This window comes from Azospirillum picis, from assembly GCF_017876115.1.
Classification (GTDB): Bacteria; Pseudomonadota; Alphaproteobacteria; order Azospirillales; family Azospirillaceae; genus Azospirillum; species Azospirillum picis.
The window spans coordinates 317,666-329,996 of record NZ_JAGINO010000001.1; the positions used below are offsets into that span (position 1 = coordinate 317,666).

Below are 12,331 nucleotides of genomic sequence, written 5' to 3' on the forward strand. Positions count from 1 at the left end.
AAACGAGCGCGCCGGCCGTGTGCCAGGCGTTGAGTTTCGATCCACGCCCCCGCATGGGGAGCGACCCGGGGCCAAGGCTGCGGCGGCCACCCTGTTCCCGTTTCGATCCACGCCCCCGCATGGGGAGCGACCCTCACGCAGCTCCTCCCAGTCGGTCACCGGTTGTCCGTTTCGATCCACGCCCCCGCATGGGGAGCGACAGTTCACGGACAGCGTGGACGTGGCAGTCCTGCTGTTTCGATCCACGCCCCCGCATGGGGAGCGACCTGCGGGGCGCGGTGTTGACGCCCAGCAGGCGGTTGTTTCGATCCACGCCCCCGCATGGGGAGCGACGGTCCGCGCGCTCGCCCTCGCCAACGCCGACCTGCAGTTTCGATCCACGCCCCCGCATGGGGAGCGACGCTTCCGCAACCGCTCCGCCAAGGGCGAGGCCAAGTTTCGATCCACGCCCCCGCATGGGGAGCGACGCTCGCCGCGCCGATAGGCCTCATAGGCGCCATGGCCAAGTTTCGATCCACGCCCCCGCATGGGGAGCGACACGACGTCGTCCAGCGCGAAGCCGGGAGGGAGCGGTTTCGATCCACGCCCCCGCATGGGGAGCGACGGTCTGGATGGGCAGGAAGGCGCATCAGGTCCATTGTTTCGATCCACGCCCCCGCATGGGGAGCGACACGAACAATTCCATCTGATCGGAGGCGGAAGCGCCGGTTTCGATCCACGCCCCCGCATGGGGAGCGACACATCGGCGACGGCGCGGTCGACCAGCCAGCGATGTTTCGATCCACGCCCCCGCATGGGGAGCGACCCCCTGGATCGCGTCATCCGTCTTGGCCTGCTGACCGTTTCGATCCACGCCCCCGCATGGGGAGCGACCCGATTTGCTGCGGAACGCCGTCGACCGTGTCGTGCCGTTTCGATCCACGCCCCCGCATGGGGAGCGACTCACGGCATTCCAGATGCTGCCGATGACGGACGTGTTTCGATCCACGCCCCCGCATGGGGAGCGACCTGGAGACCCACATGCCGATGACCACCGAGCAGATGTTTCGATCCACGCCCCCGCATGGGGAGCGACCCATACGCCGCGCAGTGGATAAAGGGTCCTCGGAGGTTTCGATCCACGCCCCCGCATGGGGAGCGACGCGTCACCTGCGCAGACATCGAGCATCAGCGTGGCATGTTTCGATCCACGCCCCCGCATGGGGAGCGACCCGAGGCGGCGGAGAACGACATCATCAAGCGCCTGGTTTCGATCCACGCCCCCGCATGGGGAGCGACCGCCGCGCTTCAGCTCATCCAAGTCCACTTCGATGTTTCGATCCACGCCCCCGCATGGGGAGCGACCCTGTCCTGAACAGGTGTCAGCTCCCACCGCCAGCGTTTCGATCCACGCCCCCGCATGGGGAGCGACGGGGTGTCCGCGCTCGTGCGTGCTGCGAGCGGTTGTGGTTTCGATCCACGCCCCCGCATGGGGAGCGACCCTGGGTGATCGTGGCGGAGATGACCTCGCCGGGCGTGTTTCGATCCACGCCCCCGCATGGGGAGCGACCGCCGCTACTTCGACATCGCCTGCCGCCGCATCGTTTCGATCCACGCCCCCGCATGGGGAGCGACAGGATCGCGGCCGCCCGATCCGCGTCGATGATGCCGTTTCGATCCACGCCCCCGCATGGGGAGCGACCCGGCCCCCGCGTCACGGCGATGATCTTCGCTCTGTTTCGATCCACGCCCCCGCATGGGGAGCGACCTGCCGCGAAATTCAGAAGTCGATCAAGGACAGCGTGTTTCGATCCACGCCCCCGCATGGGGAGCGACTGCCAAGCTGTAAGTGACCGTTTTTATTGGCAGTGTAACCGTGCCCGCGCGAACCTGCCAGCCGACATCGTTTCGGAGGCCGCCGTTCCAGGCAACCGTCCATCACCACCCAGTGTTTCCAATGGCTTCCGGACCGCGCGAACCTCCCGGGGAATTCCTGTGCACTTGGGGTTCGCGCCGGCCGTCCGGCGCAACTCCCGCAACATCCCCGGGAAACCGCGGGCGGAGCGCCCGCGGCTATTTCAGGAAGAACTGCACCGGAACAACCAGCTCGATGCGGTCCTGCGCCATCTCTTCGGGCGGGGCCGGCAGCGGCGAGGCGCGGCGGACCATCTCGACGGTTTCCTCGTCCAGCAGGCTGGAACCGGAACTACGGTCGAGCTGGACCGACAGCACCTTGCCCTCGCGGTCGATCGTGAAGCGGACCTGCGCCACCCCCTCCTGCCGACGTGCCTGGGCCGCGCGCGGGTAGCGCTTGTGCCGCTCCAGATGGCCCAGCACCCGTCCCTGCCAGGACGGAACGGCCCGGCTGGGCGCCGCTGACGGTGCCGGGGCGGCCGGCATCGCGGCCGGAGCCGGGGCGGGAGCGGCGGCCGGGGCCGGCTGCACGGTGGCGCGCGGCGGCTGGGGCTTCGGCGGCTCAACCCTCTTCTCGGGCGGCTTCTCGAGCTTTGGCGGCGGTTCCTTCTTGACCTCCGGCTTGCGCTTGGGGGGATCGGGCGGCGGCTTGGGCAGGACCACCTCGGGCTCGACGACGGGCGGCGGCTCCGGCAGCGGCGGTTCCTCGATCACCGGCTCCGGCTCGGGAGGCGGCGGTTCGGGCAGCGGCTCGATGACCGGCTCGGGCATCGGCTCCGGCAGCGGGATGTCGATCGACGGGGGAATGGGCTCCGGCGGCGCGGCAGGAAGCGGCGCCAGTTCGAGCAGCACGGCCGGCGGCTCCGCGGAGACCGGCTCGACCGGAACGTGCCAGGCGATCATCGCCACGCCGGCCGCGGCATGGACGCCGAGCGCGACCAGCAGGCTGCCGCCCCAGCGGGCGGCGCCGGCCGGTTCCCGTTCCTCCCCCCAGTCCGGGGAGCCCCAGTCCGGGGAGTCGAACCCGTTGGACGCCGCGCTCATGGAGCCGGTGCCGCCTGGGCAGGGGCCGACTCGAGGCCGACCAGGCCGATCTTCAGGTAGCCGGCGGCGCGCAGGCTGTTCATCACCTCGGTCAGGGCACCGTAATCGACCGTCTTGTCGGCGCGCAGGAACACGCGCTGGGTCTTGTCGCCATGGGTGGCGGCATCCAGCGCGGCACCCAGTGTGTCCTTGCTGACCTTGGCCTCGCCGAGCGACAGGCTGTGGTCGGCCTGGACGCTGAGGAACAGCGGCTTGTCCGGCCGTGGCGTCGGCGTGGCGGTGGAGGCCGGCAGGTCCACCGGTACGTCCACCGTCGCCAGCGGTGCCGCCACCATGAAGATGATCAGCAGGACCAGGACGACGTCGATGAAGGGCGTGACGTTGATCTCGTGGGTTTCGGTCAGATCATCGTCGCCGCCGGAGCCGGAACCGAGACGCGCACCCATGGCCTTACTCCGCCGCGCGGGACTTGGAGGCCGCGTGCGGCAGCACGTGGCGGTCGATGTCACGGCTCAGCAGCCGCAGCACCGCCGCCGAGGCGTCGGTCAACTGGGCCTTGTGCCCGCCGATGGCGCGGCTGCACGCGTTGTAGACGACCACCGCCGGAATGGCCGCGACCAGGCCGATGGCGGTGGCGAGCAGCGCCTCGGCGATGCCGGGCGCCACCACGGCGAGGTTGGTCGTCTGCGCCTTGGAGATGCCGATGAAGCTGGTCATGATGCCCCACACGGTGCCGAACAGCCCGATGAAGGGGCCGGTGGAACCGATGGTGGCGAGAATGCCGGTGCCGCGGGCCATGCGGCGGCCGGCGGCCGCCTCGATCCGTTCGAGCCGCGAGGCGGCGCGGTCCATCAGCCCGTCGCGCGACGGCGCGTCGGCCGACAGGTGGGTTTCGGCGATCACCGCGCGCACCAGGGTCGCCGCGGTGCCCTGGCTGAAGCCGACGCGTTCCGCCGCCTGCGACAGCGACCGGGCCTCCTCCAGCATCGCGAGGGCCGCACGGGCCTTGCGCTTGGCCGAACTCACCTCGACCGCCTTGGCGATGGCGATGGTCCAGGTGACCACCGAGGCCAGCGCCAGCCCCACCATCACCGCCTGCACCACCGGGCTGGCGGTGACGAACATGCCCCAGGGCGACAGGTCGTGCGGGATGGTCGCCAGGGCCGCGGCCGCGGCGTCGGCAGCCGGCAGGACCGTCGGCTGGACGGCAGCAGCCCCCTCGACAGCCGACTGCGCCGGAGCCACGGCGGCCGGAGCCGCGGGAGCGGCCTCCTGCGCCCGGGCGACGCCACCGGCCAGCAGCGCCGCGGCGCCGGCGGACACGCCGGCCAGGACAGCGGTCATGGCAGGACGATGGCGAAACGATATCGGCATGGCGGTCGAACTCCCCCTCATCGCGCGGCAGGCCACGCGGCGGTGTAAAAAACCCGATGACACTCCAGAGCAAAGCCCCCAGCGGGGTTATAATGCGAATGAGTATCAATCGCACTCAAAATCGACCGGCCCGTCGAGGAAATCCGCGGTTTTTCAAGGCATTCAATTCGCATCGCAGACTATCCGCCCCATGAACAGGCAGGCGCCCGCGTGCCCCTCGGCCTCCGGAGGGAAACGCGACTAAGTCTCAATACCATCCGGTGCCCGCAGTGTCGCGGGGAATCTCGTATGGCCCGTTCACGAATTCCACCGGTGGTTTTGCAACCTTCCAGCGGTTTCGGCGGTTGAACCGGCACTCAGCACCATCCGCAACGACAGCGACGGACAGAAAGGAGAATGCCGATGGACCCCGTTTCGATCCTGGAGGAGAATGGCAGCTTCCGGCTGGTTGCCTGCGAGGGCCGCTACGCCGTGGTCGAGGCGCGGGCCGGACAGGTCTTCGGCCTGCCGCACGACCCCGACGGCGGACGCAGCGGGGCGGCCGAGGGGGCCGACGGCATCCGCTCCGTGGCGCATTGGATGGATGAGGCGCAGGCACGGGCGCTGATGCGCGACCTGTCCCAGCGGGGCGACGATTTGGCGCGCCGGATGCTCTGAGCGGCTGGCGGGCCGGGCCGGGCTTCGCGCATTCCGCGGGGGCGGAGGGTCCGGCCGCCCGCTCACCCGCCGGCCATCATCAGCCCGAGCCGCTGTTCGTCCGCCTCTTCCGGCCTGACCTCGCCCACCAGGTGGCCGTCGAACATCACCAGGATGCGGTCGGACAGGGCACGGATCTCGTCCAGCTCCACCGAAACCAGCAGGATCGCCTTGCCCTGGTCGCGCAACGCCACCAGCCGGCGGTGGATGAACTCGATGGCGCCGATGTCGACGCCTCGGGTGGGCTGGCCGACCAGCAGCAGGTCGGGATTGCGCTCGATCTCGCGGGCCAGCACGATCTTCTGCTGGTTGCCGCCGGAGAAATTGGCCGCCGCCAGCGTGCCGTCGCGCGGGCGGGTGTCGTAGTCCTCCATCCGGCGGGCGCAGTCGGCGGCGATGGCGCCACGGTCGAGCAGGACGCGCCCGTTCCAGGCCGGATCATCCTGGAAGCCCAGGATCGAGCACTCCTCCGCCGAGAAGCTGGTGACCAGCCCCACCCTCTGGCGGTCCTCCGGCACATGCCCCACGCCCAGCCGGCGCAAGGCGCGGGCGTTGAAGCGGTGGGGGCGGCCGGCCAGTTCCTCGCCGCGCAGCCGGACCGAGCCGCCGGCGATGGGCCGCATGCCGGCCAGCGCCTCCAGCAGTTCCGACTGGCCGTTGCCGGAGACGCCGGCGATGCCGACGATCTCGCCGGAGCGCAGGGAGAAGCCGACGCCCTTTACCCGCTCCACGCCGGAGGGGTCGCGGACGCGCAGCCCCTCGACCCGCAGCACCTCCGCCGCCGGCCGGGCCGGCGCCTTGTCGACCCGCAGCAGGACCTTGCGGCCGACCATCAGCTCGGCCAACTGCTCGCGGCTGGTGTCGCGGGTGACGACGTCGGCCACCACCTGCCCGCGCCGCATCACGGTGACGTTGTCGGTCAGCTCCATGATCTCGCGGAGCTTGTGGGTGATGATGACCACCGTCTTTCCCTGGGCGCGCAGCGCCGCCAGGATGCGGAACAGGTGGTCGGCCTCCTGCGGGGTCAGCACTCCCGTCGGCTCGTCGAGGATCAGGACGTCGGCGCCGCGATAGAGCGCCTTCAGGATCTCCACCCGCTGCTGCGCCCCGACCGGCAGGTCGCCCACCGGCCGGTCGAGGTCGACCTCCAGCCCGTAGTCGCGGGCGAGGCGGGTCAGCTCCGCGCGCGCACGGGCCAGCCCGGCCGACAGCGTCAGGCCGCCCTCCGCCCCCAGCAGCACGTTCTCCAGCACGGTGAAGGGGTCCACCAGCATGAAGTGCTGGTGGACCATGCCGATGCCGGCGGCCAGCGCGTCGCGCGGGCTGCGGATGGCGACCGGCCGGCCGTTCACCCGGATCTCGCCGCTGTCGGCGCGCAGATAGCCGTAGACGATGCTCATGATCGTCGACTTGCCGGCGCCGTTCTCGCCGATCACGCCGTGGATGGTGCCGGCCGGCACCGACAGCGAAACGTCGCGGTTGGCGTGGTTGGCGCCGAACCACTTGTTGATCGTCACCGTTTCAAGGGCGGCCGGCGAAGCTGCCTGCTGGGTCATCGGGGCCTCCGCCTAGGGCTGGTAGGGCTTCACCGCCAGCGTCCCGTCGATGATCTGCTTCTTCGCCTCCTCGAGCTTCGCCTCCATCTCCGGGGTCACCAGCTTGCGGTTGTTGTCGTCGAGCGCGTAGCCGACGCCGTCGTCCTTGAGGCCGACGACGCGGTGGCCGGGCTTCCAGCTTCCGTCCTTGGCCGCCTTCATGCAGTCGTAGACGACGACGTCGACCCGCTTGACCATCGAGGTCAGGATACGGCCGGGATGGACGTGGTTCTGGTTGCTGTCCACGCCGATGGCGAGCTTGCCGTCGTCGGCCGCCGCCTGCAGCACGCCGAGGCCGGTGGCGCCCGCCGCGGCGAACACCACGTCGGCGCCGCGGACGAACTGGCTCTTGGCCAGCTCCACCCCGCGACCGGGATCGTTCCAGGCCGCCGGCGTGGTGCCGGTCATGTTGACGAACAGCTCGTCCTTGGCGTCGACATGCTTCACCCCCTGCTCGTAGCCGGTCAGGAAGTTGCGGATCAGCGGGATGTCCATGCCGCCGACGAAGCCGACCTTGCCGGTCTTCGATGCCAGCGCCGCCGCCATGCCGACCAGGAAGGAGCCCTCCTCCTCCTTGAAGGTGACGGACTGGACGTTGGGAGCGTCGAGCTTGTCGTCGATCAGGCAGAACCTGGTCTTGGGCGACTCCTTCGCCACCTTCTCCACCGCGGCGGTCTGCGAGAAGCCGACCGCGACGATCACCGAGGCGCCGCGGCGCACCAGCGTGCGCATCGCCTGCTCGCGCTGGCCCTCGTTGGTGATCTCGAACTCCCGGTAGGCGGTGCCGGTTTCCTTCTTGAAGCGCTCGGCGCCGTTGTAGGCCGCCTCGTTGAAGGACTTGTCGAACTTGCCGCCCTGGTCGAACACCACGGCCGGCGCGAAGTCCTCGGCCCGCGCCTGCACGCCGAGGGCCGCCACCGCCAGCACGCCAAGGGCCGCCATGGGGGCAAGAATACGCGTCTTCATGTCCCACCCACTCCCGAATGCCGAAACTTGACCCGAAGGATAGCCGCGCCATCATTCCACACAACAGGGAAAGCGGCCTGCCCGGCACCGGTGCCGGAGCCGGTGCAGCGAATCGCGGTGCCCCCGGTTGACGACAAGGGCGGGGACGTTTATCACCCGCGCCGATCGTTTCCGCGACCAACCGGTCGCGGCGACCACACACTGCTTCGGGGGGCGACGCTCGGTGGACGAAGTCTGGGTGCTTTTGCAGGGGATCGTTCTCGGATTCGCCATCGCCGCCCCGGTCGGCCCGATCGGCCTGCTGTGCATCCGCCGCACGCTGCGCTACGGCCCGCTGATGGGTTTCTTCACCGGCTTCGGCGCCGCGGTCGCCGACACCTTCTACGGCGCCATCGCCGCCTTCGGCGTGTCGGCGGCGCTCAGCTTCCTGCGCGGGCACGAGATCGCCTTCCAGTTGATCGGCGGGATCTTCCTGCTGGTGGTGGCGGTCCGCACCTTCCGCCAGCATCCGGTGGCGCAGGAACGCGAGGCCGCCGCCGCTCCCGACAGCCGGTCCTGGTTCACCGGCTTCATGACCGGCCTGTCGCTGACGCTCACCAACCCGGCCACCATCATGGCCTTCATCGCCATCTTCGCCGGCTTCGGGCTGGGCGGCACGCTGAGCCGCCTGGAGGCGTCGACCCTAGTGCTGGGGGTCTTCATCGGCTCGTCGCTGTGGTGGATCACGCTGGCGATGGGCGTCGCGGCGGTGCGCAACCGCATCTCGGACCGCGGGCTGACGATGCTGAACCACTGCACCGGCGTGGCGCTGGGCGCCTTCGGCCTGTGGGCGCTGGGCATGGCCGCCACCGGCATCGCGGGAATGGCGACGACCTGAGCCTCCCCGCCTTCGCCCCCCGCCTTCGCCGCGAACTCCCCAGTGGTCGCCTCAGCAGCCGGGGGACGGCGTGATCGTCGGCGCCTCCTCCGCGGCCGTTCCCTTGCGCAGCAGGTGCAGGTGCCCGGCCAGCCGCCACAGGTAGAGGCCGACCAGCACCACCAGCAGACCGACGGTGAAATAGCCGACCAGCCGGTGGGCGAAGGGCCAGGTCGACAGCATGTAGCCGGTCCAGGCCAGCAGCAGCGTCCACAGGATCGACCCGATGCCCGACGCCAGCGAGTAGTTGAGGATCGACATCTTGCAGGCACCGGCGGGGATCGAGATCAGCGTCCGCACCCCGGGGACCGGCTGCGAGAACAGCACGGCGATGCCGCCGCGCTTGGCGAACCAGTCGGTGCTCTGCCGCACCTTCTTCGGGTTGATGGTCAGCCAGGGACCGTATTTCTTCAGGAAGGCTTCCAGCCGGTCGCGGCTCATCAGCCGGCTGGGCAGGAACCACACCAGTTGCCCGGCGAGCGAGCCGAGCCCCCCGGCCACCGCGACGCCGACCAGCGTGAACTCGCCGGTGGCCGCGCCGATGCCGGCCAGCGGGATCACCGACTCGGCGGGAAGCGGCGGGAACACCCGCGCCAGGGCTACCAGCAGGAAAATCCCGACATAATGGAGGTGGTGCATCACCTGCACCAGCCAGTCCGTCAAGCCGCCATCCATTCCGAACCACCCTCCGCCACCGGACTCCACCACAAGTCCCAGGAGAACGGTCGGTTGTGGCGGGCGGTTCCCGCCCCAATCGGCAGAGGCCGACTGAGCGGCCGGTCAGTGCCCCGCTCCCGGAAGGGCGGGAAAGCCGGGACGCTGGATTGAACGTGCCCGGACATCCCCGTGCGTTCCCGCCTTCCGGGTGGGTCCGGCCGGCCGTCCTTGGCACCGGACAGGCAGCCGACCGCGACAGCGCCCTCCCGGAACGGGAGAACTGTCTATAACGGTTCAAAAGATATGGGTAAGCCCCTGTAACGTCCAATGGTTTTTGCAGCAGGGCGCGATAGCGAAAGGCGGTCGGCCGGGCGACCCGGCGGATCCATGCCCGACAGGAGTGCGCGGTGCGGATTTCCTCCCCCGGCTCCTACTGCGTCGCCCCGAGGCCGAGCGATACCATGCGTTCGTACAGCGTGGCGCGCGAAATGCCCAGCAGCTTGGCAGCGCGGGCCTTGACGCCGTTCGCCTCCTCCAGCGCGGCGGCGATCGCGTGGCGCTCCGCGGCGTGCAGCACCTCATGCAGCGGCCGGGCGCCACCGGGCAGCGGCAGGGCGGAGGCACCGGCCGGGTGCTGGGCGCTGGGCAGGACGCTGCGGATGTAGGGCGCCGTCAGGATCGGCGCGTCGGTCAGCGCCACCACCCGCTCCAGCGTGTTGTAGAGCTCGCGCACGTTGCCGGGCCAGTCGTAGTCGCGCAGGACCTGCACGGCGGACTCCAGCAGTTCGCGCGGCGGGGTGCCCTGCTGGATGGCGAGCTGCTCCAGGATGCGGTCGGCGATGCTCTCGATGTCCTCCGGCCGCTCGCGCAGCGGCGGCAGGGTGATCGGCACGACGTTGAGCCGGTAGTAGAGGTCGGCGCGGAACTGCTTGTCGCGCACCAGGGCGTGCAGGTCGCGGCTGGTGGCGGCGATGATGCGCACGTCGACCCGGACCACCTTGTTCGAGCCGAGCGGCTCGATCTCGCGCTCCTGCAGCACGCGCAGCAGCTTGGCCTGGACCGGCAGCGGCATGTCGCCGATCTCGTCCAGGAACAGGGTGCCGCCGTTGGCGAGCTGGAACTTGCCCTCGCGATTGCGACGGTCGGCACCGGTGAAGGCCCCCGGGGCGGTGCCGAAGAACTCCGCCTCCAGCAGGGTTTCCGGAATGGCCGCGACGTTGACGCCGACGAAGGGCTTGGAGGCGCGCGGGCTGGCGGAGTGGATGGCCTGGGCCAGCAGTTCCTTTCCGGTGCCGGTCTCGCCCAGCAGCAGGACGGTCGAGTCCATCTGTGCGGCGCGGCGGCCCAGCCGCTTGATCTCGCGCACCGCCTCGCTGGCGCCCAGGAACTGCGAGAAGGAGTATTTGGCGCGCCGCTCGTGCGCCAGCTCCTGCTGGGCGCGGGCCAGCTCCTCCTGCATCTTCTCGTATTTGCGGACCAGCGGCCGCAGATACTCGGCGCGGTCGAACAGCACGAAGCCGATGGCGCCGATGATGGCGCCGTCCGGCCCGAACAGCGGCATCCGCGTCACCACGAAGGAGCGGTCGTCGAACTCCATGATGTCGAGCGGCTGCGGCTGGCCGCTGTCGATCACCCGGCGAAGCTGGCTGTTGGGGATCACGTCCTCCACCGGCCGGCCGCGGGGGTCGCCCGGAACGCCGAGGAGGGCCTTGTACTTCTCGTCCATCCAGGCGATGCGGGCATTGCGGTCGACGGCGACGGCGCCGACGCACATCGACTCCAGATGCTCGAACAGGGAGTGCACCGCGCGTTCGCGCAGCGCCTCGAAATCGACGGCGTCGCCCACGTCTCCCTCCCAAACAGGACCTATTCTCGTTGTCCCGGCATCGAGGCCCGCTGCGGTGCAGCGCAATTTGCCAGCAATATCAGAGGTCAACATAGTAGCCCATCCGTCCGGTTAAAAGGAAGGCACACAGGTTCGCGAGGGCACGGCGGTGAAGCCGCGCCCGATTTCCAGACCTTTTCTCGGTGGCGCCGCGGCTGGTCGTTCCGCGTCTGCGCGACCTCCGCCGCAACACGATATTCCCTTGGCCGCCACAACCCGGACGCGTGCCGGGAAAAAAGAGGGGGACCTTGCGGTCCCCCCTGGGGAAGTGCCGAGGGAGGTGACGGCGGATCGCCGGCGGACTCAGCCGCCCCGCTTGGGCATGCGGGCCAGCAACTCGCCGATGATGCCGCGGCGGAAGAGCAGGACGCAGACGACGAAGATGCAGCCGATGACGACGGGGACCGGCAGGCTGGTGGCGGCAAGGTAGCTTTCCAGCGTCACCACCAGGGCGGCGCCGACCACCGGGCCGAACAGCGTGCCCATGCCGCCGAGCAGGGTCATCAGCACGACCTCGCCCGACATCTGCCAGGTCACGTCGGTCAGGCTGGCGAGCTGGAAGACGATCGCCTTGGTCCCGCCGGCAAGGCCGGCGAGGCTGGCCGACAGCACGAAGGCCAGCAGCTTGTAGCGCTCGGTCCGGTAGCCCAGCGACACCGCCCGCGGCTCGTTCTCGCGGATGGCCTTCAGCACCTGCCCGAAGGGCGAGTGCACGGTGCGCCAGATGATCGCGAAGCCGCCGACGAAGATCGCCAGCACGGTGTAGTACATGGTCAGCGGCTGGGAGAGGTCGAACAGACCGAACAGCAGGCCGCGCGGCACCGCCTGGATGCCGTCCTCGCCATGGGTGAAGGGGAGCTGCAACGCCAGGAAGAACACCATCTGCGACAGCGCCAGCGTGATCATCGCGAAGTAGATGCCCTGGCGGCGGATGGCGAGCAGCCCGAACACCAGCCCCAGCCCGGCCGCAACGACGGTGGCGGCCAGCAGCCCGAGTTCCGGCGACCAGCCCCATTCCTTCACCGTGTGGGCGGCGATGTAGGCGGCACCGCCGAAGAAGGCGGCATGGCCGAAGCTGAGCAGGCCGGCATAGCCGATCAAGAGGTTGAAGGCGCAGGCGAACAGCGCGAAGCACAGCACCTTCATCAGGAAGACGGGGTACAGCACATAGGGCGCCAGGCCGGCGACCAGCAGGAATCCTGCCGCCGCCAGCGCCGTGCCGGTCGCGCTGCCGCGCACCGTCAGGGCGGCGGACGACCGGCCGGAGCCGCCGGCGGGCGTTTTGGCGGAAGTGTGGGCAGTCAT

The 12,331-nt window shown here is 69.8% G+C and carries 10 protein-coding genes and 1 CRISPR repeat array (1 of these 11 only partly in view); of the genes, 2 read left to right on the forward strand and 8 right to left on the reverse strand.

Translation table 11 applies throughout. From position 1 onward, the window contains the following. Positions 1–1,815: direct repeats of the CRISPR family, unit length 32 nt; unit sequence GTTTCGATCCACGCCCCCGCATGGGGAGCGAC; it begins 499 nt to the left of the window's first position. 237 nt (positions 1,816–2,052) lie between these two features. From J2850_RS01430 to exbB, 3 genes are read right to left on the reverse strand one after another with little or no spacing between them, the layout of a single operon-like run. Then, positions 2,053–2,937, reverse strand: a complete 885-nt coding sequence (locus tag J2850_RS01430; protein ID WP_209977999.1) for an energy transducer TonB — start codon at positions 2,935–2,937, stop codon at positions 2,053–2,055. Then, a complete protein-coding gene (gene exbD, locus J2850_RS01435) occupies positions 2,934–3,383 on the reverse strand; it encodes a TonB system transport protein ExbD (RefSeq protein WP_209978001.1) in 450 nt (149 codons plus the stop codon). Before exbD ends, J2850_RS01430 begins: the two co-directional genes overlap by 4 nt. A 4-nt stretch (positions 3,384–3,387) precedes the next feature. Continuing rightward, positions 3,388–4,281 carry a tonB-system energizer ExbB gene (gene exbB / locus J2850_RS01440; RefSeq protein WP_246512686.1) on the reverse strand — a complete coding sequence of 298 codons (894 nt, stop codon included), beginning with the start codon at positions 4,279–4,281 and terminating at the stop codon, positions 3,388–3,390. A gap of 432 nt (positions 4,282–4,713) precedes the next feature. On the opposite strand from exbB, the gene J2850_RS01445 reads away from it, so the two are divergent. Continuing rightward, on the forward strand, positions 4,714–4,968 hold the full coding sequence (locus J2850_RS01445) for a hypothetical protein (RefSeq protein WP_209978003.1): 255 nt from the start codon (positions 4,714–4,716) through the stop codon (positions 4,966–4,968). Positions 4,969–5,030: 62 nt separating this feature from the next. Here J2850_RS01445 and J2850_RS01450 read toward each other — a convergent pair whose 3' ends face one another. Together J2850_RS01450 and J2850_RS01455 are read right to left on the reverse strand one after the other, a co-directional pair. Beyond that, on the reverse strand, positions 5,031–6,563 hold the full coding sequence (locus J2850_RS01450; RefSeq protein ID WP_209978004.1) for an ABC transporter ATP-binding protein: 1,533 nt from the start codon (positions 6,561–6,563) through the stop codon (positions 5,031–5,033). A 12-nt stretch (positions 6,564–6,575) separates the two neighbouring features. After that, positions 6,576–7,568, reverse strand: coding sequence for a BMP family lipoprotein (locus tag J2850_RS01455; protein WP_209978006.1), 993 nt, complete (start codon positions 7,566–7,568; stop codon positions 6,576–6,578). Positions 7,569–7,791: 223 nt separating this feature from the next. On the opposite strand from J2850_RS01455, the gene J2850_RS01460 reads away from it, so the two are divergent. After that, positions 7,792–8,445 carry a LysE family translocator gene (locus J2850_RS01460; protein ID WP_209978008.1) on the forward strand — a complete coding sequence of 218 codons (654 nt, stop codon included), beginning with the start codon at positions 7,792–7,794 and terminating at the stop codon, positions 8,443–8,445. 51 nt (positions 8,446–8,496) lie between these two features. On the opposite strand, the gene J2850_RS01465 is transcribed toward J2850_RS01460, so the two are convergent. The 3 genes from J2850_RS01465 to J2850_RS01475 form a co-directional block, all read right to left on the reverse strand. Continuing rightward, complete coding sequence (locus J2850_RS01465; RefSeq protein WP_209978011.1) at positions 8,497–9,159, reverse strand: DedA family protein; 663 nt, start codon at positions 9,157–9,159, stop codon at positions 8,497–8,499. A gap of 412 nt (positions 9,160–9,571) precedes the next feature. Then, the gene (locus tag J2850_RS01470) at positions 9,572–10,987 is read right to left on the reverse strand and encodes a sigma-54 interaction domain-containing protein (RefSeq protein WP_307353669.1); all 1,416 of its coding nucleotides are present in this window, start codon (positions 10,985–10,987) and stop codon (positions 9,572–9,574) included. A 342-nt stretch (positions 10,988–11,329) separates the two neighbouring features. Beyond that, positions 11,330–12,331 carry a branched-chain amino acid ABC transporter permease gene (locus J2850_RS01475; protein WP_209978024.1) on the reverse strand — a complete coding sequence of 334 codons (1,002 nt, stop codon included), beginning with the start codon at positions 12,329–12,331 and terminating at the stop codon, positions 11,330–11,332.